Source organism: Pedobacter panaciterrae (genome assembly GCF_013204795.1).
Classification (GTDB): Bacteria; Bacteroidota; Bacteroidia; order Sphingobacteriales; family Sphingobacteriaceae; genus Pedobacter; species Pedobacter panaciterrae.
On record NZ_JABMKW010000008.1, the window covers coordinates 19,937 to 45,522 of the forward strand.

Consider the following 25,586-nt stretch of genomic DNA (forward strand, 5'->3'; position numbering starts at 1 on the left):
ATAGTTAAAGCCATTATATATATTATTGTCTTTTAATTCCGTCCCAAACAATCTGCACCACCTCCGTAATGTCCTCTTCAGAGTATATCATATGCTCTGATAATCTGAAGTTTGCAGCCGCAACTAACGTGCCTCTTATTGTTGGTCCGAGCAATCTTGGGTCTATTTTTTTAAAATATTCTCCATCTATTCCAGCTTGAAAAAAAGCGATTACTTTTTCTTTAAACAAAACACTGTCTTTTTCGGGGAAATTCTTTGCAAAAGGAGAGTTTATATATTGTTCAAGAAAGACCATTGCAGATTCATTTTTTATATAAAAGTTGTATTGGTTGATCATGAATCTGAAGAAACGATCCTTATAAGATTTTGATTCATCGTAGCCTTCAAGTATGGCTTCTGCCAGTTGATCTTTGGTTCTTATATAAAGCTCAACTATTAGTGTTTCTTTTGAATCAAAATAATGATATATGGTTCCTGCGGCTACATTAGCATGTTTCGCAATCTGACTCATAGGTGCACCATGAAACCCGTACTCTTTAACGAGTAGTAATGTGCTATTTAAAATAGCCTCGCGTTTGCTGTTGAAATTGTTTAATTGAACGTTCATTCGGTTGCAAAGAAGATGAATATTTGACAGATATATAAATATATAAGCAGAATGTTACATATAAATGATTTATTGTTGATATAGAGAAATATCACTTTTTCCTGTAATTTTACATTAGTTATTGCAACTAATTCTTGAAATCAAACTAACGCCTTATGAAAATTATTTTCAGTTTCTTACTTTCTGTTTTTGTATGTTTTTCTTGTCTGTCGCAAACTCAAAAGATTGAGCTAAAGCTAACTAAAGGACAAACTTATACCCAGAAAACTGTAGCCAATACCATCGTAAAACAAACAATGAATGGTCAGGCGATAAATATTGATATGACCATAACCGGTCAAATGAAATATGTTGTTACAGATGATATCGCAGGCATATATAGTATGGATGTAAGCTATGTAAACTTGTCAATGAAAATAGTTCATCCAGGTGGCGAGTCTACTTTTGATTCTGAAAAGAATGATGAAAAAGATATTTTGTCTTCTGTTTTCGGTATGATGAAAAATAAATCTTTCCAAATTAAAATGACCAAGGCAGGTAAAATAACAGAGGTAAAGAATGTGGAGGCACTATATGCAGGAGTGTTTGAAAAGTTCCCCCAACTCACTGCTGAACAGAAAGAACAAATGCGGAGTAAGATTATGCAGTCGTATGGCGATAAGGCTTTTAAAGGTAATCTGGAAATGCTATCTGCGGTATTCCCAGATCGTGCAGTAGCAAAAGGTGATACCTGGAATGTAAAAACGGAATTGGAAGCTGGAATGTCTGCAACTTTAGACGGCGTTTATAAGCTTGATGAAATTACAGCAACAGAATTTGTTGTTAGTGGCGCATCTATGTTTGCCACAAAAAATAAGGATGTTTATACGGAAACTAATGGAATGCCAATAAAGTATAATCTGGCTGGCACTATGAATTCAGTTATTAAGATTGATAAGAATACAGGTTGGATAATTGAAGGAAAGATTAATCAGAATATTAAAGGCAGTATGGAGATTAAAGCAAATGATAAGATGCCTGAAGGTGTGACGATTCCTATGGAAATGACCAGTGATATGGTGTTTACAGATAAGTAGTTGTTTGATTTATTCTTGTAAGAACCTACCTTTATTCAACTTATAAATTAACACTTTTAATTCTCTCGTTTATGTTTAATCATTTCTTTTCCTTTAAAGGACATCTTTGTTCAATCAAAAAAGGAATCTGTAAGCCGTTGGGTGCTCTTTTGTTATTTGCTTTTATTTTCTCATGTAAAAAAGAAAAACCTGTATCTGCGGACGATGGTTCGCTTGAACCCCAACAGTTAATTAAAAATATTACCTCTGAACTCGCTGATGCTGATAGCATAAGTAATTTCATCAATGCGCTTAAAAAACTTTCACTTACTAAAGAGGAGGTATCAGATGGAATTACCGTGTTCGCATTTTTAAATGATGAAGTACCGGTTACTCCAACTATCGTTAGAGATCATATTATAAAAGGGTCGTTGAACCATTATGAATTATACAACAAAAGAATCTTTAGTGCTTTGAGTGGAAAGGAATTAAAGATTACCCGTGTTGCCGATACCATATGGGTAAATGGAGTGCAGGTGGGTGGTAAGCAAATCATATACAACGATAATGATGCAGTGCATGCAATAAAATCATCGCTGAGTCCTACAACCACAACTGATGAACTGCATACAACAACCATTGAAGTTACTGTATGGGATGGTTCTAAATGGAGTATTACGAAACCTAAAGGAGAGGTAATTTCTGGAGCAACAGTGAATCTTTATGCTTCGCAAAGGGATTATGCCAATGGGAAGGTAGCTTATAGCGAAAAAACAAATGCTACGGGCAAAGCAAGCTTAAAGAGACTGGCTCCAGGAAGGTACTATATTGAAGCCTTTTATAGTAACAAAACGAATACATTTAGAAATGCAGTTGAACCGAACAATGGCTTTTATATGGGGTACGCTATTTCGGGAATCTTTCAATCAGATACTGATGTAAATACTGCAGCAAAACAGAATAATGCAGCTCCAGGGAATTTTAAATGGGTAGACCTTAACAATGATGGCATAATTGATGGCAAGGATTATTATGGTTTACCATATGAAAGTACTTTAACTATTAGTGCCCTTACAAGAAAAACAGAGATTAGCATTGGATTTTTAAACAATAAGAAGCCTTAAAAAAAAGCCGGAATATTTTTATATTCGTGAAAACCGAATTATAAAACCTTTAGCTAATTGTATGAACCGCAGAAAATTTATTAATCTTAGTGCTATTGCAGGAGCAGTTTCTGTTGCGCCAACTACGTATGTGCTTGGAGAATCAGGATTATCAAAAGACAAAAAAGAAAAACGATATCAAAAAGGTGCCAGTCCGTGGCCTGTTTGTCTGGATACTGCTACTATAAGACCTGCATCGTTAAAAGATAAAGTAAAAATAGCTGCTAAAGCCGGTTACGATGCAATTGAACCATGGGATGGAGAATTGCAAGAGTACGAAGCAAAGGGCGGTAATTTGAAGGACCTTGGAAAAGAAATAAAAGACTTAGGGTTGTTTGTGCCAAGTGTGATTGGTTTATGGAACTCACTACCTCCCACACAAGAATTGTTCGACAAATCTTTGAAAGATACACGCAATCGAATGCGCATGGCTGCAGATATAGGCGCTCAGCATATTCAAACCATTCCTGATACAGCTGGAGATAACTTTAATCAGAAATGGATAGCGAATAGATATAAAGATATTATTGAAATTGGCTTAAAGGAATTTAACATTCACCCTGCCCTTGTGTTTGTAAAATATCAACCCGTAAAAACATTGGGCCAGGCAATGGGGATTGCTTTAGATGCTAATCATCCAAAAGCGATGGTAATTCCTGATACTTATCATATGTATATATCTGAAGGTGGTTTTGAAGGGCTGAAACTCATCAATGGCGATGCTATTGCTATATTCCAATTCTCAGACGTTCCTTCTTCCCCGGCAGCGGTTGCCGACTTGGGAGATAAAGACCGTGTTTTTCCCGGTGATGGAATTCTGCCTCTGCCACAGATTTTCAAAGACCTTAAATCAACAGGTTTCAAAGGCTGCATTTCTCTGGAGCTTTATAATCCCGAATATTATAAGCAGGATTTGCAAAAAGTAGCAGAAACAGGATTAAGAAAAACTTTAGAGGTGCTTAAGAAAGCAGGAGTATAGAGCATCTATCTGTAAAAATTTTATCTTAAATTGATATATACCAATATTAATAAAAGCTTAGATTTGATTGTTGGATAAGCTAGTAATGCTTTTTTGCCATTAAATACGCGCTCTTATTATGAGGTTTATATTGCTGTTGATTTTACTCTGTTTAAATTTTAGTGCTTTTTCTGAAATTTTTGTAGTGACCAGCAATGCTGATAGTGGTCCTGGTTCGTTAAGGGAAGCCCTTCAGAAGGCTGCAGCAAACGGTGTGGGCCAGAAAGATTATATTCATTTTAATTTGCCGGGCTCAACGGATGCTCAGAGAACAATTATCTTAAGTGCAGAGCTACCTAGAGTTACATCAAATTTAATAATTGACGCTACTACGCAACCTGGTCGATTCCTGGGAGTTAGTTCTTCGAAAATTATAATTAAACCAGATAGAAGTACTTATCAGGCCTCACTTTTATCTACAGCTGCATTTTTTATCGCGGAGGCACACGATGTTGAAATTTATGGATTTTATTTTACAGGTTTTTTTTACATCCGAGATCAGTATGGTAATTTCTCTAATGCACAATCTTGTGGTGTGTTCATAATATCTTGTAATAACATAATAATTGGAGCGCCACATAAGGGCAACATATTCACATATAATGATTACGGATTATTTGTTAGTGCTGTTAACGATAATTCATATTCAATGCAACTCTCTACAAATATTAAAGTTCGTTCAAATTGGATAGGATTAGAGGAAATGGGTAATTTTTATTCGCCTCCATGGTTTAATCCAACCGGGATGTTAATCAGTGGAGGCGTGGGCACTGAGGTTGGTGGATCCACAGAAGAAGAGGGAAATATTTTTGGGGGATATTTTTATCTTGGCCTTGGCCTTGGAGGGGAAGGAATTGTAGCTAGTAACAATAAATTTGGGATAGATATTAATGGCAAGACTGAGGGTGTTGTAAGAATTGAAGGGAGTGGCGAGGGGTTGATTTTTAAAGATAATGTGGCTAGCAGTTTTTATATTCAATTGAGCTATCTTAAAAATTTTAAGGTTACAGGAAATAAGGATTTAGTTAATATCGGTGTATTGTCATCTGATCTTGAATTGTATTTTTGTGAAAATGGTCAAATAGGAACTGATGATGATGCTGACAAAAATATTTTTCGACTCTCGTTAACAGCGATAAGTTCTTTTGGTGGAAAAAATATAGAAATTAGAAAAAATAGCATTATATGCACTAAAGGCGCATATGCCGCTGTTCATGACGAAATGCCCGAAATTGAGGTGCTTGTTAATAATGATGCAGAATATTCTGGAAAAACTAACCCCAACGCTGATATTTATATTTATAATGACAATACGAACTGTGAAATCTGCAATCCTGTAGAATTTTATAAAAAGATAAGAGCAGATGCAATGGGCAATTGGAAAATTATCGGAGATTTTAGCAGAAATCGATTTGTTGCAAATAGCACATTAATTAAATCATCTTCGGAGTACACCCAGCCAGCAATTTTACCTAATAGTTCTGAATATCCTAATTCCATCATTAACCCAACCTGTGGATTGAAAAATGGCTCAATAAAATTGTTGAGTATAAAACATGTGCTGAAAATTGAGTGGTTTGATGATAAAAATCTAAAGATAGGTGAGGGAGCGGAAATTAAAGAATTAGGCCCTGGTAAATACCGTGCAAAATTATCTAATGGAAAGTGCTTTGTCAATTATGATAATATTTCGCTAATCAATTCGGAACCATTTTTTGATGACCAAAATTTACAAATTACAAATCCTGGTTGTGGAATTAAAAATGGCTCAATTGAAGGACTAATAGCGGGATCTACTGACGGAAAAGAGTTAGAGTTAAGGTGGTTCGATAAAAATAATATTGAGGTAGGGACGGAAAGCACTATTTCAGATCTCGGGCCTGGGGAGTATAGACTTATTGCTAAGGACAAAGAGAATTGCACTAAAACTTACGGCCCTGTTATTTTAACTAATCAAAGCGGCCCCTCCATTGACCTATCCAGCGTCATTTTTAAAAATGCAACCTGCGATGGCTCTAATGGTTCTATAACCAACGTTAAAGTAACAGGAACTGGAAATATTACTTACACCTGGAAAAATGCTGCAGGAGTAACTGTAGGTAATACAAGAGACCTAATAAATGTTCAATCAGGCTGGTATGCTCTCGAAGTGAAAGACGGAACGGCATGCCCTGTTTTAGGATCTGCTCCCGTTCAGGTCAAAGAGATAAATGGAATTATTATTGATGAAGCCAAGGCTGTAGTTGTGCCTATTGCGTGTAGTGCATCAACGGGTGGAGTAAGGGGTATATTAGTTAGCGGGGCAATTACTTACAAATGGGTGGATGAAGGCAATCATGAGGTAGGGCATTCTCTGGATCTTACGGGAGTTGGTATTGGAAAATATCGTTTGTTAGCAAGCAATAATAGTGGATGCACCAAGCAAAGTAAGATGTATGAGATAAAGGAATTAGCTACTACACCGTTTGATGTATATGCTATTGGCGGAAGCAGCTCTTATTGTCATGAACCGAATGGATCAATTATTGTCGAGGTTAAAGGTATTCAGCCTCTAAAATTTAAATGGGTTAACTCGTCAGGAGTAACAGTTGGAAACTCGTCGATTTTAACTGCTACTGACGGAAAATATAAATTATATCTTACTGATAATAATAACTGCGAATCCTTCTACAGAGAATTTTCAATATTAAACGTTGCTGAAGCTGTGATAAATCGTGGCGAAGAAAAAGTCACAAACGACCAATGTAATCTAGGCAAGGGAAGTATTAAAGCTCCTGGTATTTCCGGAACGCCTCCATATTATTATTATTGGTCAGACAGTAATGGTCAGTCAATCGGTTCTGGATCAGTTCTTGAAAATATTTCCGCAGGTAATTATTCGCTTATGATTGGTGATGCACTTACTTGTTCGAGACAAACCATTCTGTATACTGTTTTAAATGAAGATAAAATCTTATCCCCTCCAATATTAAATGATTTAAAGATTTGTGCCGCTGGTGATGCTTTTATTCAGGTAATGCAACCCGGAATCGGCACTTATGTCTTATATAATGAAAATGGAATCCGTTTAGATCAAAGTGCCTCTGGGACTTTTAAGGTTAATATTATAAATAGCCAAAACTATCTTGTTAAACAAATTGTAGGATTATGTGAGAGTCCGGCTGCAAAAATAAGAGTTACTATAGAAAATGAAGGCTTGTCTAAATTATCAAATGCTATTTCTCCTAATAACGATGGGCTTAACGACTTTTGGCAAATACCAGATATGATAAATTATCCTGAAGGGACTGTGCTGATCTTTAATCGTTACGGACAGAAGGTATTTGCATCGACAGGATATAAGCAACCGTTTGATGGCAGACAAAATGGAAAAGATTTGCCAGTGGGTACTTATTATTACATAATTGATTTAAAACGAGCATGTGGTTTATTAAAAGGCAGTATAACTATTATTCGATAAAATTTCCTCTGTATCATATTAAAATTGCAATTTTACTTTTAACTCTTTAAACAAGTTTCAAGTATGCAGCAAATTATATTAACGAGCATTGGCTGGCTGGGTGTGGTCTTATGTACTGTAGGCTATTTATTATTAAGCATAAAACTGATAACCGCTGAGTCACTTACTTTTCAGTTGCTGAATATAATTGGCGGACTATGCTTAGTGGCAACAGCGGTGGACAGCAATGATATGCCAAACGCTGTTGCTAATGTACTCTGGATGTTCATTGGAGTGTATGCTTTAGGACGCCAGTTAAGGACTCAGAGTACTGTCAGAAAAGATTAACGTATCCATTCCCAAAATCTGATAAGCTTTACTTTTATAATAATCCAGCCTTTCTGCATAGGCCTTTTTATCGTTTTCTAAAGAAAGATAAAAATAAGCCCCATCAACCAGCACAAAAATTAAGTCTGCAGCTGCTTTAGAATCCTCTATTTTAATCAAGTTTTTTTCATTGCACCGCGCTATCATTGAAGCAAGAGCAAATCGAAGTGAGTCAAGTATGGTCTTATACTTTGCTTTAATCTTTTTTTCTCTGAATGCCAGAGCATAAAAGGTATAGAACAACCCATCATCAAAAAGCAGATTCCATTTTTTTGAGAAAAGCATTTCAATAGTTTTTCTTAGATCAGCAAGTGTAACTCCATCCTTATTTTTAATTGTATAGATTAACAGATACCTTTCAAGTATATAATCAATAAGGGCATAGGTCAGATCTTCTTTTGTTTCGAAGTAGTGAATAATAAGGCTTGGATTGATATCCATCACTTTCGCAATCTTGGCTATTGAGGTATTTTCGTAGCCTTCCGTTTTAGCAACCTTATAAAATATCTTAACAATTTCTAATTGTCTTGCCTCTTTAAGGCTCTTTCTACCCATGATAAAATTTATTCATCCAAACTACTCAAAAGTAATCTTATTTCGCAAATTTATTTTTATAGATTGAATGTATGTTCAATTAATTTATTAATTTAGTTCTAACCTACTGTTAACATTATAACAGGATCTTAGCCGCGCTCCGAATAGTATTTAGAATACCAAACCAAACAAACTTAATCTTATTGCAATTATGAAAAAAAAGCTACTACTAATTTGCTTCATGTTTTTTGCAGCAAAGAGTTTTGCCCAAAATGTCACCGTAAAGGGTGTGGTTTTGGACGCCGAAACTAAAGGGCCAATTCCATCAGTTAACGTCAGTGTAAAGGGCACGAACCTGGGTACGGCGACAAACGTAAATGGTATTTATACCTTAACTAATGTAAACCCTAAAGCAACTCTTGTCTTTTCCTACATTGGATATAAGCAGCAAGAAATTGAGCTGAACGGGAAAACACAATTAAATGTAACCCTAACTTCAGACTTTGGTAACCTTGAAGAGGTGGTGGTAGTTGGTTTTGGGACAAAGAAGAAAATTAACATTGCAGGCGCGATAGACCAGATTTCAGGTAAGCAATTAGAATCACGGCCAGTTTCCAATGTAATGCAAGGATTGCAAGGTATTAGTCCAGGCTTAAATATTACATATGGAGGCGGTGCTCCCGGAACTGTACCCGTAATAAATATCAGGGGATATACTTCAATAAACGGCGGTTCACCTTTAATCGTAATTGATGGGATTCCGGCAGCAAGTAATGATGATATGCTAAGATTAACTCCTTCAGACATTTCTTCATTTACAGTATTGAGGGATGCAGCATCAGCAGCTATTTATGGTGCGAGAGCTGCTTTTGGAGTAATTCTTATCACTACTAAAAAGGGTAAAGAAGGGCGAACATTAATCAGTTATAACGCGTTAACCACTTGGGGCAAGCCAACAGTACTTCCAAAACCTGTAACAGATCCATATATCTATTCAAGGGTTTTAGAGACTTCTACTGACAATACTCCATGGGATTATGTAAATTACTCAGATGAGCACTATAAGTGGGCAAAAGAAAGATCTGATGACCCTTCACTTCCTGATACACGCATCGATCCAACCGATCCAAACAGATGGGCATACATGGGTGACAACAATTGGTATGATTACTTCTTTAACAAGGCCAGTCTATCTCAAAATCATACATTGACTTTTTCCGGAGGAGCTCAGGTAAATAATTCTCCGTTAACTTATTATTTGTCTGCGGATTATACCAAGGAAAATGGGTTGAATAAGCTTGCTGATGATTTCTGGGATCGCTATGGCCTAAGATCAAGAGTAGGTTTTGCTCCTCTATCTTGGTTAAAAATAGATAACAATCTTAACATTTATCAAACCAAGAGGGCACGTCCAAATGCCAGTATTACCGATCTATATTACTTGCAGCCAACAGATGTGGCAACGAATCCTGATGGAACATGGGCAAACACTGCAACAGGCAGACTGGCAGCGAGATTAGTTGATGGAGGAGAAAACCTTGAAACAATGTTTGGCTTTCAAAATATCACCGGTGCAACTGCTTCATTTTTAAACGGCGATCTTCAGGTAAATGGCGATGCTTCATTTAAGCGGGAGTTATGGAAATACCATAACGATTCGAAAAAGTTTAAAATTGGCTTCGGGCCTACTGATATCCGGGAAGAAGGCGGCAATGGTTATGTATATGAGAGTAATGGATATTTATATAACAATGCTTTTAACTTATATACAACTTATAAAAAAACCATAGGCGACCATTTTTTTAGTGCAATGGTGGGATATAATTATGAGGATTATAATTATTCGACTGTAGATGCGCAGAGAGATTTACTTATGTCTTCCTCTGTGCCCTACCTTAAGTTAACTACAGGTGAAATAACACTTGGGACAAAATATAATGCCTATGCTAGTACAAGTGCTTTTAGCAGGCTGAATTATACCTATAAAGATCGCTATATTTTAGAGGCTACAGGAAGATATGATGGATCTTCCAGATTTCCTGTAAGCCGCCGATGGGGATTTTTCCCTTCAGCTTCTTTGGCTTGGATTGCGAGCTCAGAAGAATTTTTTAAACCTCTGGCCCCTGTTTTATCAACATTTAAGCTGCGTACATCATATGGCGATTTGGGCAATCAGAATGCAGATTCCGATCCATATTTACGTGACTTTGGCTACATACAAACTTTACCGACAGATCCTTCCAATTATTTGATCGGTGGCACAAGACAGCAAGTTATTACCGGAGCACCAAGATTGTATGTTGATCCTAATACCTATACATGGGAGCGGGTTTCTACGCTTAATATGGGTACGGATTTAGGTTTTTTTAATGATAAACTGTCATTCACTTTTGATTATTTCATACGCAATACAACTGGCATGCTTGTTCGTGGTCAGGAATTACCAGGAGTACTTGGTACAGACGTGCCAAAACAAAATGCTGCCGATCTTAGGACAAAGGGGTGGGAGCTGTCTGTTACCTATAGAGATAGGTTTGATTTAGGTTCAAAACCGTTTAGTTTCGAAACTAAATTCTTTGTTTCCGATTCCCGTTCTGAGATTACTAAATTTGAGAACAAACAAAACTTATTATCTACTTACCGTGTAGGACAGACAATAGGTGAGATTTGGGGACTACAGAATGATGGGCTTTTCCAGAATAAGGCTGAAATAGATGCGCTTGATGAATCAAGTATAATTCCATGGGGTGCTCTTGAGATTATTCAGGGATGGCCTAAATACAAGGATCTGGATGGAAACAAAAAAATAGAACAGGGATTAAGTGCAGATGATCCAAAAGACCTTAAAATTATTGGTAATAGCACTGACAGATACAGTGTTGGTGCTAATCTGAATATGGATTGGAATGGATTTGATCTTTCAGTATTCCTTCAGGGTGTATTGAAAAGAGATTTTTATCCTCATCATTATTTGTTCTGGGGGCCTTATCAACAACCTTATGCAAATGTATACCCTTGGAATCTTGATTTTTACAGGGCGACAGGAGATTCCCCCGAACAAAGAGCAAAGCATTCGGCTTCTTATATAGCTGCAGGCTTAGCTGATGCGAATCCTAATTCTTATTATCCAGTTATGCAGTCGTGGCTAGCGGATGCTAATTATGGTTCAGGGTTAGATATTCCACAAACTAAATACTTGCTTAATGGTGCTTATCTAAGAATAAAAAATGTTTCATTGGGTTATACCTTGCCTGCTAAGTTTACCAATCGCTTTAAGGTTAGTCGCCTTCGTGTATTTGTTACTGGCGAGAATCTTTATGAATTCTCTGCCATTAAAAAATATATTGATCCTGAAGCAGTAAACCAAGGATCGAGTGCATGGGCGTATCCATATCAAAGAAGATATGCAGTTGGTTTAAATCTGGACTTTTAATAATTAGGGAGTTAACAATCATTTAAAAATCAGTTATGAAAAAGAATATATACATCCTGCTGGCAACAATTGCAGTTTTTACTGTTGCTTGCAAAAAGGGTAACCTGGATCGTTTTCCGCAAACAGAGATATCACCAAGTCTTTTCTTTAATACAGAGGAAGATCTTGCTCTATATGTAAATGGATTATTATTAATGCCCAATAGGGACAGTTATCTGAATGATCAAAGTAGTGACAATGTCGCAACTACTGCCGCTGTAGAAATAAAGAATATAATGGCAGGTAATGCCAATGCGCAAAATATAACCGGTGGGTGGAGTTGGACCAGACTAAGAGATATCAACTACTTTCTGGAAAACTACAATAAAGCAAAGGTTACCAGCGAAATAAAAAACCATTACATTGGCTTAGCAAAGTACTATCGTGCACAATTTTATCTGGATAAAGTAAAGCGTTTTTCTAATGTACCTTGGTATTCTGGCACATTAAATCCAGATGATAAGGAATTATTTAAACCAAGCGATACACGTGCACTGGTTATGGATAGCGTAATGGCTGATCTTGATTTTGCCTATAAGAATGTTAGAGAAAGTGTACCTTCCGGAACTCCAGGAAAGTGGGCAGTAGCTGTATTTTATTCACGAGCAGCTCTTTACGAAGGAACTTACCGCAAGTACCATTCAGAGCTTAATTTAAAAGCAACCGCAAATACCTTTCTGGAAACTACTGTTAAGATAACTGGGGAAGTAATTGCGTCTAAAAAATTCTCAATTTTTAGTAAGGGATTACCAAATCAGGATTATGCAACTTTGTTTTCAAGTCAGGATTTGACTACTAACCCCGAGGTGATTTTAGCCAATGTTTTTGATATGGATAAAAAAATAAGCCAAAACGTAAATTCTGTAGTATTTGGGGATTATGAACAGGCACCTGCAAGAGACCTTATCCAAACCTATTTAATGAAGGATGGAAGCCGTTTTACTGCCATTGCTAATTATGATAAGGCCAGTTTTGTTAAGGAGTTCGAAAACCGTGATCCGCGCCTGGCTCAAACAATGGTTTATCCCGGTTGGATTAGAGTTCCAGACGCGCAGCCTTATGTTCAAAAACTAAATAAAAATTTTACGGGCTATCATCAACTAAAAGGATATGTAAACAGTACTGATCAGACAATTTTAAATGGCGTTGATTTTCCTGTCTATCGTTATGCAGAGGTACTGTTAACCTATGCAGAAGCGTTGGCTGAATTGGGTACACTTAACCAATCGCAGTTAGATGAGTCTGTTAACCTGATTAGAAGAAGAGTTGGCATGCCTGATCTTAATTTAGCACAGGCAAATGCATCTCCCGATCCATTATTGCAACAACAGTTTGATAATATTGAATCGAACCAGGGAGTAATTCTGGAAATCAGAAGAGAGCGTAGGGTTGAGTTTGCTTTTGAAAACAGTAGGTACGACGATCTGATGAGGTGGAAAGCAGGGAAATTATTGACCAAAAGCCCGGAAGGAATGTATTTTCCAGGTTTAGGCAAGTATGATTTAACGGGAGATGGAGTTGAAGATATTATTTTGATTGATAAGTCTGTTACCATTCCGGCAGAAGACAAGAAAGAAAAAAATTCATTAGGAGTAGTGCTTACCTATTATCGTACTGGTGAGATAGGAGCCGATGCTACTGTATATCTGAAAAATGGTGCCAATGGAGGAGCGATCGTAACTGAAAATGTTACCCGTAAGTTTGAGGATCCGAAATATTATTATCGTCCTATTCCTCAGCAACAGATTATATTAAATTCGAACCTAAAACAAGTATTTGGGTGGTAATGACCAATATGCCCATTTAGAAATAAAAACAAGATGACGACACTGAAAAGAAGATCTTTACTAAAGGCAGCAGGACTAGCTGTTGGCGCCGTAGCAACCAGCGGCCTGTCTGCCTTTGCTTCCAATCCGGAAAAGCAGGATAAGAAAACCAAAAAACTGGCTCTTTCTGTTGCTCATATAACCGATGTGCATATTGGAGAAGGTGAAAATGCCCCCGAACGGTTTAAAAAATGCTTAAAACATATAATTACTAAGCACAAACCAGATTTCTTTTTGAATGGTGGTGATTCTATTGGTGATGCATCCTACGATAATGTTGTATATGATCAGGTAATTAAGCAATGGAGTATTTGGGACGATTGCATAAAAACATTGGATAAATATGAAGTTCACAGCTGCATTGGTAACCACGATTCATGGTGGAAGGCTCCATCTAAAGAGCATGAAATGTATGGGAAAGACTATGTGGTTAAACGCTTGAAGATTCCTAACAGATATTACAGCTTTTCAAAAAAGAACTGGCATTTTATTGTACTTGATGGTAACAATGCCAATATCTCACTAGATCAGGAACAATACGAATGGTTGGAGAAAGAATTGGAGAAATTACCGGCATCTACACCAACATTGCTAATGTCGCATTATCCAATTTTAGGAACTACTCAGGTTCTTGTAGGTGGGGGTCACTCCGATTGTAAGAAGCTAAAAGACCTGTTTCAGAAGCATCGCGATAAAGTAAGAGTTTGCTTAAGCGGGCATAATCACTTATCAGATAATACTCATTATAATGATGTTTTGTATTGCTGCAATGGAGCAATGAGTGGCTTTTGGTGGGGTATAGGCGATGCTGAATCTGCCAGCCCTGGTTATTATTTAGAAACCCCTCCCGGTTATGCAATGCTGAATCTATATGAAGATGGAACAGTTGAAAACGAATATTTTCCACACACTTATTAACAAACTATGAGAATCCCATTTATTTTAACAATCTGCTTTTTCTTATCGGTAGTAACCAATGCCCAGCAGAGAGAACAAAAAGTGGTTTACATTATTGCTGATGGCATTCCTGCCGATGTAATTGAAACCCAAAATCTTCCCAATTTTAAGAAGATCATACAAGCAGGGTCTTATTCCCGGATGTATGTTGGGGGTGGCAAAGGTACTTACAATGAAACCCCTACCATATCTGCCGTTGGTTATAACAGCTTGCTAACCGGCACCTGGGTAAATAAGCACAATGTGCCCGACAATGATATTAAGGAGCCTAATTATAACTATCAGAACATATTCAGGTTGTTTAAAGCCCAATATCCAAATAAGAAATCTGCTATTTTCTCTAGCTGGACAGATAACCGTACCAAATTACTTGGCCATAATTTACCGGAAGCGGGAAACCTAAAGGTTGATTATTTTTTTGATGGCTATGAACTAGATACCGTTCGCTTTAAGCATGATAAAAACGCAGATTATATGCACCGTATTGATGAACAGGTAATTGCTGATGCATCGAATACCATTCATGATAAAGCGCCTGATCTTTCCTGGATTTATCTGGAATATACAGATGATATGGGGCATGCACATGGCGATAGTCCTGAATTCTATAATGCTGTAGCGATGCTGGATAAGCAGGTAGGTAAAGTTTGGGAGGCAATAAGCTATCGTCAGAAAAACTTTAAAGAAGACTGGTTAATTGTTATCACAACGGATCATGGTCGTGATGAAAAAAGTGGAAAAGGACATGGTGGACAATCCGACAGGCAAAGATCAACCTGGATGGTAAGCAATTATAAAAACCTAAACACTTATGGTCAATATTTTGATCTTGGCGTAGTTGACATAATGCCTTCAATAGCCAATTATTTAAATGTAAAACTGCCTGACAGTGTAGCACAAGAAGTAGATGGCACTTCTTTCATTGGTCCGGTATCTATTGCAGCGCTTAAAACAATCTTTACTCAGAATCATATTGATATCAGCTGGAAAGCCTTGCAAAAAACCGGAAAGGTTAAAATATGGCTGGCAACAACAAATAATTTTAAAACAGAAGGAAAAGATACTTATCATCTTTTAGGTGAAACAGATCTTAGTCAGCAGCATTTTTTTGCCGATGTTAAAGCTTATCCATCAGAGTTTTATAAGGTTGTTATTCAGGCTAAAGATAATACCCTTAACAAATGGGTAGTCCTTTCTCCGGCAAAATAGATACGATAAGCAATGGTAAAATTACAAGTCTAACTTGTAATTTTACCATTATGAATTCACCAGAAGCATTATTAATAAAGCAAGCAAGATTAGATTCAAACAACTGCATCGCAAAAAAGGATGTAGACGGAGTATCTAAATATTGGCTTGACGATTTTGTACAAATCGCTGGCGACGGTAGCCATACCATTGGCAAAGCCGAAATTGCTGCCGACTGGAAATACATGTTTTCCAAAAGCAGTCCGCTTTTTGAGCGCATCCCCGAAACAATTGTGATCAGTAAAAGTGGCGATCTGGCATGGGAAAACGGGAAATGGAATTACAAAAATGACAAGTATCATGGTAATTATGCCGCAATGTGGCGTAAGATAAAAGGAAAATGGCTTACACAAAGCGAACTTTATGTTTCACTAAACTAGTTTGGTTATAGCATAAATTAATCCCGAGTCATTAACTTAGAGCACATAACCCAATAGATATGAAGATAGCTGTTTTTAGTACTTACCGATATGATGAAGAATTTTTAAGCCGATTCAATACCGGTCATGAGTTATCTTTTTTTACAGTTGCCTTAACGGAAGAAACCGTTAAGCTAGCCGAAGGTTTCGATGCAATATGCATTTTTGTAAATGATCGTGTTGATTCTGAGATCATAAAGACCCTGCATAAAGGAGGAATAAAACTAATTGTTTTGCGCTGTGCTGGCTTCAATAATGTGGCAATTGAAACAGCAAATGAATTGGGTATTCCTGTTTTAAGAGTCCCTGCCTATTCGCCAGAGGCAGTGGCAGAACATGCGATAGCCCTAATTCTTACCCTGAACCGTAAAACACATAAAGCTTATAACCGGATTCGTGAAGGTAATTTCTCCCTGGAGAAACTCATGGGTTTTAATTTACATAGACACAAGGTAGCCGTAATAGGCACTGGAAACATAGGTAAGGCTTTTTGTAGAATCTTAAAAGGTTTTGGTTGTTTAATAAGCGCATATGATCCTTATCCATCTACAGAACTTCAGGACCTTGGCGTTAAATATGGTACTTTACAGGAAACATTAAATGATGCGGATATTGTAGCGCTTCATTGTCCGCTTACCGAAACAACCAAACATTTGATCAACAAGGAAACCCTTAAACTTTTTAAAGAGGGTGCAATGCTGATCAATACGAGCAGGGGAGGTCTGATCGATACAAAAGCAGTTATCAAAGCTTTAAAGACCGGACAACTTGGGTATTTGGGCCTTGATGTTTATGAGCAGGAAAGCACCTTGTTTTTTCACGACCACTCAGAAAATGTTATTCAGGATGATCTGATTACCCGTCTTATCTCTTTCCCCAATGTACTAATTACTTCTCATCAAGGCTTTTTTACCAAAGAGGCAATGGAAGAAATAGCTCAAATTACATTTAAAAATATAGATGCATTTTCGAAAGGAGAAGAATTGGTAAACCGTGTAAAATAGAGATTTTACAAACGCATGCCCCTTAAAAATTCATCAACCTGCATGCGTTTTTTGCCTTCATACTGTAGATCAGTGAATTTGATAAAACCATCTCTGGCGGCAAACTTTAAATAAGTTTTGCCATCAGATAAAAAACTTCCAGGCGAGATACCAGGTTCTTTTTCTTCAAACTCTGCTTTAAACACCTTAAGGGTTTTATCATTTAGTTTAGTAAAAGCAGTAGGGTAAGGGCTTAATCCACGAATCAGGTTGTATATTTTATCGCCAGACAGGTTCCAATCTATTAAACAATGTTCTTTGAATATCTTTGGCGCATGTTTCAGCTCATCACTTTTTGGTTGAGGCTGCTCTGTATAGTTGCCGGCTTCTATAGCCTTTACGGTCTTCACCAGCAATCCTGCGCCTACATTCATTAACTTATCGTGTAAATCTCCCGCAGTGTCATCATTATTGATCGATACGCTTTCAGAAAATATTACATCACCTGTATCAATTTCATGTTTCAAAAAGAATGTAGTAACGCCACTTTCTTTTTCTCCATTAATGATCGCATGATTTATCGGAGCCGCTCCACGATATTGCGGCAGCAAAGATGCATGAAGGTTAATCGTTCCCTTTGCCGGCATATTCCATACCATTTCAGGCAACATTCTAAAAGCTACTACTACCTGTAAATCGGCATTTAGGCTTTTTAGTTCATCAATAAACAAAGGGTCTTTCAGTTTTAAGGGCTGCAATACCTTTATCCCCTTTGATACTGCATACTGTTTAACAGCACTTTCATGAAGTTTTTGTCCGCGACCAGCGGGCTTATCTGCTGCAGTAACCACACCAACAACATCAAATCCGGCTTCAACTAAAGCATTTAAAGAAGCAACTGCAAAATCGGGCGTACCCATAAAAACTATTTTCATCAACCAGTGTTTTAGGTGGCAAAATAACTAAAAAATTAGCGCATATAAAGCTAATGCCTGCTATTCTTTAGGGGCTTTTTTTACGGAATGAACGGGTTGTTCGCTTTCTTCCCTTTTCTTGGCAGGGTTCTTAAAGTTTGCCTCTTCCTTGTTATAATCCTTATCCTCAGGCTTTTTTACAGCCTTATTTCCAGCAGGAACCTTGTCTTTAGAAACTTCTTCTCTGAAGTTACTACTTGGCTTTTCATTTTTCTTTTTAGGTTCGCTATTCATATCCAAAGTCTTTAATAGCTGCCATTAGCGGCTGCTTATGGATATAACAAGTATTTTTTGCGCATTGTTTTGTAATTACTTAATCCCGGCTCCCAGCTTGCCCTTATTTCTTCTTCAGATTTACCGGCAATAATCTGCGCCCTAAAGCTCGAAACGCCAATAAGCTTTTCAATAGTGCCCATTTGTTTGCTCAATTTAGAGTTAAAGAAATCTGCTTTGTTTGGAGATGCCTTGTATAACTCAATTAACCAGCTCAGTTTTATTTTCTTTTCCTTTCTAAACTCGTTTACATCGTATTCCCTAAGATCCAACCCATAACAAAGCTGGTTCATAAACAATGGAGATTCAGACATCCCTTTAATGCTTTTTGGGGTAAACGAAAAGGTGTATTTATCCTTTAAAAAAGGAGAACCCACTATAGTAAATGGAAACATAGTGCCGCGCCCATGGTTTAAATAAGTGCCCTCAAATAAGCAGGTAGTAGGGTATAGTAAAATCGACTGCGCAGTATTTAAGTTTGGTGATGGTTTTATCGGGAGTTCATAAGGAGTATCATGCGTATAGTTGGCAACCTTAATTACTTTGATCTTGCATTTCAATTTATTATCAAGCCAGCCTTCTCCATTTAGCATTTGAGCGTATTCGCCTACAGTTAATCCATGTACAACTGGAATAGGTTTTAAACCAATACCCGATTTGTGCTGCGGCTCCAATATAGGCCCATCAATGTAAAAACCATTAGGATTTGGTCTGTCAAGAATCAATACTTCTTTTTTATTAGTGGCACAGGCTTCCATTACATGTTGCAAAGTATTTATGTAAGTATAAAAACGAACACCAACGTCCTGAATATCGAATATCATCACATCAATATCAGCTAAATCTGCAGCTGTAGGGGCCGAGTGTTTTCCATATAATGAAACCACTTTAATGCCTGTTTTTTTATCAATTTCATCATCAACGCTAGTACCATTGCTGGCATCGCCTCTAAAACCATGCTCGGGTCCAAATATCTTAACCACTTTCACACCAAGCGCAAGTAGGCTATCAACCGTTGTTTCTTTTCCAATAATGGAGGTTGGGTTTACCACCATACCTACTCGTTTTCCTTTTAGATAAGGCACATACAATTCCGTTTGTTCTGCACCAGTACGCAGCTCCTCTGCTTTGGGCTTGTCAAAGTTTTCGGCTTTTACCTTATATGGATTTGGCACGGCAGGGTTAAGCGCTATTTTGGTCGATGATCCACAAGCCTGAAGAGAAAGCGTAAGCAATGCAGTACTTAAAATATGTATAATGGATGATGTCATTTAGTAATTTTTTCTAACTAATAAAAAAACGAGACAAAAAATAAATGAGTTGTTTAGGTAACGTTAACTTTTGAAGAACCCTAACTCTATAAAGTTAAAGGTAATAAAAAATGGTTGATTAGAGATCTCATTGTATATTTCGGTTCAGCTTACATGTTACCAATGGCTGATCATAAATTCAAAGCGTGCAAAAAAGGCGCCCGGGACGGATGGCCCGGGCGGTAGTACTATTCAGCAGCAGCCTGCTCGTTGATCGCACCAACAGCGATTTCGGTCAGAGCTACATCAGTTGCTTTTTCATTATCCAGGGTGAACTGCAGCAGTTCAGCCACATCACTGTGTCCCATGTTCTTTGCGAAGACCACCAAGGTGCCATAAGTTGCGATCTCATAATGCTCGACCTTTTGCGCTGCCAGAATCAGTCCTGCGTCGCGGATCAGTGTTCCCGCGTCAGTATCTTCGATGATGCTGTTTGCCTCTTTAAGTAATCCTTCCATCGCATCACATTTTTTTGCCTGTGCTTTTTCGTCAAGCAGAGCAAAAACCTGTTCCAGAGTTGCGATATGAGTGTTGGTTTCCTCAGCATGCTTTTCAAATGCTGCGGCAAGTTCAGGACTCGTGGCTGCTTTTTTCATTTTTGGGAGGGCTTTAACCAGGTGCTTTTCCGCCCAGTAAATGTCTTTCAATTCATCCACGAAGAATTCATGAAATTCAGAATCTTCCATTTTTCCTGTTTTCGGAGTTACCGCTTTTTTAGCTGTTGTTTTTGTAGTTGCCATGATGATGTTTTTTATGGGTTAAATGTATGTTCTTAACACTAAAGAGATAATTTTGTTTAATTTATTTTGTATTTTTATAAACAAAATGTACAGATAATACTGCCCAGGGCTATTATTCAATCATATTAAGCCATTTTTTATTTTTTTTGAAGTCCATGCTTAAAACCTTTTATCCCTGCCACTGTTAATAGCGTTATTTACATAAGCTATGAAAACAATTAAACCTAAATTCAATCAAAATGGAACCATTCAACATAAAGATCAGCCATGGTAGTCGGCAGCTTACTTTAACCATTCTTCCATTGGAGGATGATGTATTTAAAATCATTTATTACAACGGAATTCTGGGTGGAGTTAAAAAGCAGGGAAAACAGTGGGAACTACTTTCTTTAGATGAAGTTGCAGGCGAGGACCTGCCTTTTTATGAACCAAAACATGGAGAAGACCGTATCGAAATAGAGCTCACTGAACAAATTGCAGACCGCATCGGTGTAGAGATTGAGCTTCATTTGGAGGAGTAGCAGTAAACCTGCTTAGTTAAAAATACTTTTTATGAAGTCCTACTTAGCAAATTATTATTCAGGAACCAGTGGCTTACTGCTGCCGGTTCGCAATAAACTTTTCTATCCGGAGGAATTTAAAGATAAAAGTAGATTATGTTTCTACAGTTCGATCATGAACAGTATAGAAGTCAACAGCTCTTTTTACAAAGTTCCGATGGCTTCTACGGTGAAGAAATGGGCTGAGGATGTACCCGAAACATTCAGATTTACTTTTAAACTTTCCAAAGAGATTACTCACAACAAGGAGCTGGCTTTTGATCCGCAGGCGGTAAGTGCTTTTATGGAAGTTATCGCATTTGTGGGGGATAAAAGAGGTTGTGTTTTGGTCCAGTTTCCGCCGAGTGTGCGAATAGGTAATTTAAAGCAGCTGGAGCTCCTAATGAGTGTCCTGCGTAAAAGTGATCCGCATTACACCTGGAACATCGCTCTGGAATTCCGGCACGTTTCCCTTTATAGTGATGTAGTATACAGGCTACTGGAAGATTACCGAATGGCGATGGTGATCCAAGATAAGCCGCCAGCGGTAACACCCATGATGGAAAGCGAGCTTCCTTTCGTATACCTGCGCTTTCATGGACCGGGAGGCAGTTATAGGGGAAGTTATGAGGATGAGCTGCTTTATGAGTATGCAGCCTACATTAATGACTGGATTTCAGAAGGAAAAACCGTGTACAGCTATTTTAACAACACCATGGGAGAAGCGATAGGTAACCTGTTTACGCTTAGTGATTTGGTGGGGACTCTGGCTCTGAATAACAATTGATCGATGTAGTGTGTTTAAGCGACATCACTTCATCCCATCCTTACTACGTGTTTGGTGTATTGCAAACAATATGGGTGGTTAACTGTTTTTCATTAATATTTTAACAAAGAGAGTAAGATATGCTTTGGTAATGCGTGGAATCTCCGGGGATTGTAACTGGTGTTATGGGTTAAGAAATGCGAATTAAGCGAATTAAAAGGATGAGGCTTAAGGCAACTAGCTAATCCTGAAATTTAATAATTATTTGATAGATTTAGAAAAGTGTCCGATTATAATGACTAAGAAAATAAATAAACTGCAGGATCAGAAAAAAGCAGGGCTACTGCCGAAATCACGAACAGGAATTAATGGTTTGGACGAGATAACCGAGGGTGGTCTTCCAGCTGGCAGGCCTACCTTGATATGCGGCTCGGCTGGGTGTGGTAAAACGCTTATGTCTATAGAATTTATTGTGCGGGGGGCGTTAATTTACAATGAGCCAGGTGTATTTATGGCATTTGAAGAGAAAGCAGATGAGTTGGCCGTGAACGTTGCTTCCCTGGGCTTTGATTTGAATCAGTTGATTGACGATAAGCTGATCAGAATAGACCACGTTCATATTGAAAGGAGCGAAATTGAAGAGACGGGTGAATATGATCTCGAGGGCCTTTTCATTAGGCTCGGTTATGCGATAGACAGTATAGGTGCAAAGCGCGTTGTATTAGATACCATTGAAAATCTTTTTGCAGGATTAGACAACCAAACTGTATTAAGGTCTGAAATCCGCAGACTCTTCCAGTGGTTAAAAGAAAAAGGTGTTACTGCAATCATTACCGGTGAGCGAGGTGACAACTCTTTAACCCGGCAGGGCTTAGAGGAATATGTATCTGACTGTGTAATTCTGTTAGAGAACAGGATCAGTAACCAGATTTCAACGCGGTTGCTGAGAATCGTTAAATATCGCGGTTCTGTACATGGTACTAATGAATATCCCTTTTTAATTGACGAAGACGGCATTTCTGTACTGCCCGTCACTTCCTTACAACTGGATTCCGCAGTTTCTACAGAATCGATCTCTTCAGGGATCGCCAGCCTTGATACAATGCTGGGCGGCGCTGGATTTTACAAGGGAAGCAGCATCCTGATTTCCGGCACTGCCGGTACAGGTAAAACCAGTATTGCATCTTCGTTTGCAAACGCCAATTGTTTGGATGGTAAAAAATGCATCTATTTTGCTTTTGAAGAGTCACCTCATCAAATCATTAGAAATATGCGTTCTATTGGCATTGATTTGAATAACCATATAAAATCTGGCCTCCTGGAATTCCATGCTTCCAGGCCAACCTTACATGGGCTAGAGATGCATCTGGTCGCTATCCATAAGAATATTAAACGGTTTAAACCTGATATTGTGGTCCTTGATCCGGTTACCAATCTTATTACTGTAGGATCAGTAAGTGAAGTAAAGTCTATGTTGATCAGGTTGGTGGATTACCTGCAAAACGAGGGTATCACGGTAATGTTTACCGCACTTTCCTTAAATAACACTTTCAATGAGCAGACAGATGAGGGAATATCTTCTTTAGTAGACGCCTGGCTGCTCATCCGGGATATTGAGTCAAATGGCGAGCGCAACCGTGGTTTATATGTGATGAAATCGAGAGGTATGGGACACTCTAACCAGATCAGGGAATTTATCATCGCAGACGAAGGTCTGGAGTTGGTAGATGTTTACCTGGGTCCAGATGGTGTTCTGGTCGGTTCGGCAAGAGAAGCACATATTTTACGTGAGCAAACGGGACAGGCCCTGCACGGTCAGGCGGTTAGTCGTAAAGATCGTGAAATTAGCAGAAAACGTAAGTTGCTGGAAGCGAAGATCGCCGGATTGCAGACCGAATTCGAATCTGTGGAAGAGGAACTAAACAAGGTATATCTTGAAGAAGAATTGAAACATAAAATACAAGAAGATAACCGAAGGGAGATGATTGAAAAACGCAAGAGCATTAAAGCAAAGAAATAATGGGGACGACGGAACAAACCTGGGAATTAAGGCTGTACATCGCCGGTAAGACACCAAAGTCTGTAAGTGCGCTAAGCAATCTTAAGAAGTATTGTGAAGAACATTTACATGGCAAATATAAAATAGAAGTGATCGATTTGCTAGAGAAGCCACAATTGGCCGAAGGCGACCAGATTTTTGCCGTGCCAACCCTGGTAAGAAAAGTTCCGGTGCCGATCCGTAAAATTATCGGGGATCTCAGTAATGAGGAGAAAGTTCTTGTCGGTTTAAATATCATCTCTGTAAAATCGAGTGTAGATGTCAAATAGCTCACAATATCAACTGGTGCTGTTTATTTCTGGCGCGTCGCCGAATTCTGTGCGCGCATTAAATAACCTCAAGCAAATTTGCGAAATACACCTTAAAGGAAATTATAAACTGGAAGTGGTGGATGTATATCAGCAACCGGAGCTAGCAAAGCAAGAGCAGATCATTGCCCTCCCCACTTTAATCAGAAAAAATCCGACCCCCACGCGGCATTTGATAGGCGACATGTCTGATCGGGCCAGAGTTTTGCGCGGACTGGGCATTAATCCCTCAGATATAGCGATCTAAATAGTTATGCAGTACGAAAATACAAAGGAGCAACTGGAAGCCGAATTGGCGGAATTACGGCATCAACTGGAGGAAGCCACTGACACGATAGAGGCCATCAGAACTGGAATGGTAGATGCCCTAGTGGTGCAGGGCACATCCGGCCATCAGATCTATACACTTAAAAGTGCCGACCGTACCTTTAGGGTCTTAATCGAAAAAATGCAGCAGGGAGCGGTTACACTGAACAGTTCGGGTGTCATACTTTACTGCAATAGCTATTTTGCGGACATGTGTGCCATAACCTTGGATGAGATTATCGGAAGGCACTTTGATGAATTTATCGGTGGGTATACCGCTGAAAAATTAAGCATTGTTTTATCCGCTGAAGGGCTGCGTGATTATAAAACCAAAGAAGTGCTAACTACAAATAGTGGTAAAGAAATGCCCGTTCAGCTTTCATTTACCAATCTCGATATGGAAGATGGTACGGCCTTAAGCATCATTTGTACAGATTTGACACAGCAGATAGAGGCTCAAAATAAAGCTGCAGATTTAACGGCCAAGACCGAAATGATTAAGCGAAAAGATGAATTTATCAGCATTGCCAGTCATGAACTCAAAACACCCATGACCAGTTTGAAAGCGTATTTACAATTAATCTCCAGGTACAGTAATGACAGTATCCCGGACCAGTTCACCATGCTAATCACTAAGGCTTCTGGTTCTTTAAATAAACTGGAGATATTAGTGAACGACCTGCTGGATGTGAGTAAGATACAAGCGGGCAAACTAAACTTCAGTAAAACCAAAGTTGAGATAAGCTTCCTTGTGAGAACATGCATAGAAAATGCTGGTTATATGTTTCCTGATTTTAAACTGAGACTCGACGCTGAAGGTGATTTTTTTGTATTGGGCAATCAGGAGCGGTTGGAACAGGTAGTGATGAATATGATCAGCAACGCCGTGAAATATTCTCCTGAAAATCGGAATGCTCTTATTAAGGTCTCCGCGGATGGCGATATGGTCAGAATTGCCGTTACGGATTACGGTATTGGTATGACTGAGCTGCAGCTCGGGAAAATTTTTGATCGTTTTTATCGCGTGGATGAAGCCAGTGTTCTGGCAGGGGGCTTAGGAATGGGCCTTTATATCTCCGAGGAAATTGTAAAGTCTCATGAGGGAGAAATGGGAGTTGTCAGTAACCTCGGCAAAGGGTCAACCTTCTATGTATTGTTACCATCAATAAGTTAAGCAAGGTGTTCGGAATGATCAAGAACATT

The 25,586-nt window shown here is 38.3% G+C and carries 23 protein-coding genes; 17 read left to right on the forward strand and 6 right to left on the reverse strand.

Going from position 1 to position 25,586, the window contains the following annotated elements:
• Window positions 1-22: 22 nt before the first annotated feature.
• A complete protein-coding gene (locus HQN86_RS02345; protein WP_172659431.1) occupies window positions 23-607 on the reverse strand; it encodes a TetR/AcrR family transcriptional regulator in 585 nt (194 codons plus the stop codon).
• 155 nt (window positions 608-762) lie between these two features.
• Here HQN86_RS02345 and HQN86_RS02350 point away from each other — a divergent pair, with 155 nt between their 5' ends.
• The 5 genes from HQN86_RS02350 to HQN86_RS02370 all read left to right on the forward strand — a co-directional run bounded on the left by HQN86_RS02350 (window position 763) and on the right by HQN86_RS02370 (window position 7,630).
• On the forward strand, window positions 763-1,683 hold the full coding sequence (locus HQN86_RS02350; RefSeq protein WP_172659432.1) for a DUF6263 family protein: 921 nt from the start codon (window positions 763-765) through the stop codon (window positions 1,681-1,683).
• 71 nt (window positions 1,684-1,754) lie between these two features.
• Window positions 1,755-2,786 carry a fasciclin domain-containing protein gene (locus HQN86_RS02355; RefSeq protein ID WP_172659433.1) on the forward strand — a complete coding sequence of 344 codons (1,032 nt, stop codon included), beginning with the start codon at window positions 1,755-1,757 and terminating at the stop codon, window positions 2,784-2,786.
• A gap of 61 nt (window positions 2,787-2,847) precedes the next feature.
• Window positions 2,848-3,804, forward strand: coding sequence for a sugar phosphate isomerase/epimerase family protein (locus tag HQN86_RS02360; RefSeq protein ID WP_172659434.1), 957 nt, complete (start codon window positions 2,848-2,850; stop codon window positions 3,802-3,804).
• Between the two features lie 130 nt (window positions 3,805-3,934).
• Window positions 3,935-7,303: a gliding motility-associated C-terminal domain-containing protein gene (locus HQN86_RS02365; RefSeq protein WP_172659435.1), complete on the forward strand. Its 3,369-nt coding sequence runs from the start codon at window positions 3,935-3,937 to the stop codon at window positions 7,301-7,303.
• A gap of 63 nt (window positions 7,304-7,366) precedes the next feature.
• Window positions 7,367-7,630 (forward strand): CBU_0592 family membrane protein, encoded by a 264-nt coding sequence (locus HQN86_RS02370; RefSeq protein ID WP_172659436.1) that lies wholly within the window; start codon window positions 7,367-7,369, stop codon window positions 7,628-7,630.
• On the opposite strand, the gene HQN86_RS02375 is transcribed toward HQN86_RS02370, so the two are convergent.
• Window positions 7,598-8,224: a TetR family transcriptional regulator gene (locus tag HQN86_RS02375; protein ID WP_172659437.1), complete on the reverse strand. Its 627-nt coding sequence runs from the start codon at window positions 8,222-8,224 to the stop codon at window positions 7,598-7,600. The two genes, HQN86_RS02370 and HQN86_RS02375, sit on opposite strands and share 33 nt — an antisense overlap.
• A 190-nt stretch (window positions 8,225-8,414) precedes the next feature.
• Between HQN86_RS02375 and HQN86_RS02380 the strand changes: the two genes are divergently transcribed.
• From HQN86_RS02380 to HQN86_RS02405, 6 genes are read left to right on the forward strand one after another with little or no spacing between them, the layout of a single operon-like run.
• Window positions 8,415-11,636: a SusC/RagA family TonB-linked outer membrane protein gene (locus tag HQN86_RS02380; protein WP_172659438.1), complete on the forward strand. Its 3,222-nt coding sequence runs from the start codon at window positions 8,415-8,417 to the stop codon at window positions 11,634-11,636.
• Between the two features lie 35 nt (window positions 11,637-11,671).
• Entirely contained in the window at window positions 11,672-13,462 is a 1,791-nt protein-coding gene (locus HQN86_RS02385; RefSeq protein WP_172659439.1) for a RagB/SusD family nutrient uptake outer membrane protein, read from the forward strand.
• Between the two features lie 33 nt (window positions 13,463-13,495).
• On the forward strand, window positions 13,496-14,419 hold the full coding sequence (locus HQN86_RS02390; protein WP_172659440.1) for a metallophosphoesterase family protein: 924 nt from the start codon (window positions 13,496-13,498) through the stop codon (window positions 14,417-14,419).
• Between the two features lie 6 nt (window positions 14,420-14,425).
• On the forward strand, window positions 14,426-15,667 hold the full coding sequence (locus HQN86_RS02395; RefSeq protein ID WP_172659441.1) for an alkaline phosphatase family protein: 1,242 nt from the start codon (window positions 14,426-14,428) through the stop codon (window positions 15,665-15,667).
• A gap of 50 nt (window positions 15,668-15,717) precedes the next feature.
• Complete coding sequence (locus HQN86_RS02400; RefSeq protein ID WP_172659442.1) at window positions 15,718-16,086, forward strand: YybH family protein; 369 nt, start codon at window positions 15,718-15,720, stop codon at window positions 16,084-16,086.
• Window positions 16,087-16,145: 59 nt separating this feature from the next.
• Complete coding sequence (locus tag HQN86_RS02405; protein WP_172659443.1) at window positions 16,146-17,129, forward strand: 2-hydroxyacid dehydrogenase; 984 nt, start codon at window positions 16,146-16,148, stop codon at window positions 17,127-17,129.
• A 5-nt stretch (window positions 17,130-17,134) separates the two neighbouring features.
• Here HQN86_RS02405 and fmt read toward each other — a convergent pair whose 3' ends face one another.
• The 4 genes from fmt to HQN86_RS02425 all read right to left on the reverse strand — a co-directional run bounded on the left by fmt (window position 17,135) and on the right by HQN86_RS02425 (window position 20,405).
• Entirely contained in the window at window positions 17,135-18,043 is a 909-nt protein-coding gene (gene fmt, locus HQN86_RS02410) for a methionyl-tRNA formyltransferase (protein ID WP_172659444.1), read from the reverse strand.
• A gap of 60 nt (window positions 18,044-18,103) precedes the next feature.
• Window positions 18,104-18,316, reverse strand: a complete 213-nt coding sequence (locus HQN86_RS02415) for a hypothetical protein (protein ID WP_172659445.1) — start codon at window positions 18,314-18,316, stop codon at window positions 18,104-18,106.
• A gap of 35 nt (window positions 18,317-18,351) precedes the next feature.
• A complete protein-coding gene (locus HQN86_RS02420) occupies window positions 18,352-19,626 on the reverse strand; it encodes an exo-beta-N-acetylmuramidase NamZ family protein (protein ID WP_172659446.1) in 1,275 nt (424 codons plus the stop codon).
• A 227-nt stretch (window positions 19,627-19,853) separates the two neighbouring features.
• Complete coding sequence (locus HQN86_RS02425) at window positions 19,854-20,405, reverse strand: YciE/YciF ferroxidase family protein (RefSeq protein WP_172659447.1); 552 nt, start codon at window positions 20,403-20,405, stop codon at window positions 19,854-19,856.
• Window positions 20,406-20,644: 239 nt separating this feature from the next.
• Here HQN86_RS02425 and HQN86_RS02430 point away from each other — a divergent pair, with 239 nt between their 5' ends.
• From HQN86_RS02430 to HQN86_RS02455, 6 genes are all read left to right on the forward strand, one after another.
• Window positions 20,645-20,926, forward strand: a complete 282-nt coding sequence (locus HQN86_RS02430) for a hypothetical protein (RefSeq protein ID WP_172659448.1) — start codon at window positions 20,645-20,647, stop codon at window positions 20,924-20,926.
• Window positions 20,927-20,957: 31 nt separating this feature from the next.
• Window positions 20,958-21,731, forward strand: coding sequence for a DUF72 domain-containing protein (locus tag HQN86_RS02435; protein ID WP_172659449.1), 774 nt, complete (start codon window positions 20,958-20,960; stop codon window positions 21,729-21,731).
• A 274-nt stretch (window positions 21,732-22,005) separates the two neighbouring features.
• On the forward strand, window positions 22,006-23,730 hold the full coding sequence (kaiC, locus tag HQN86_RS02440; protein WP_172659450.1) for a circadian clock protein KaiC: 1,725 nt from the start codon (window positions 22,006-22,008) through the stop codon (window positions 23,728-23,730).
• Entirely contained in the window at window positions 23,730-24,038 is a 309-nt protein-coding gene (locus tag HQN86_RS02445; RefSeq protein ID WP_172659451.1) for a circadian clock KaiB family protein, read from the forward strand. Before kaiC ends, HQN86_RS02445 begins: the two co-directional genes overlap by 1 nt.
• Complete coding sequence (locus HQN86_RS02450; protein WP_172659452.1) at window positions 24,028-24,324, forward strand: circadian clock KaiB family protein; 297 nt, start codon at window positions 24,028-24,030, stop codon at window positions 24,322-24,324. Before HQN86_RS02445 ends, HQN86_RS02450 begins: the two co-directional genes overlap by 11 nt.
• A gap of 6 nt (window positions 24,325-24,330) precedes the next feature.
• Entirely contained in the window at window positions 24,331-25,557 is a 1,227-nt protein-coding gene (locus HQN86_RS02455; RefSeq protein WP_172659453.1) for a PAS domain-containing sensor histidine kinase, read from the forward strand.
• Window positions 25,558-25,586 lie beyond the last annotated feature (29 nt).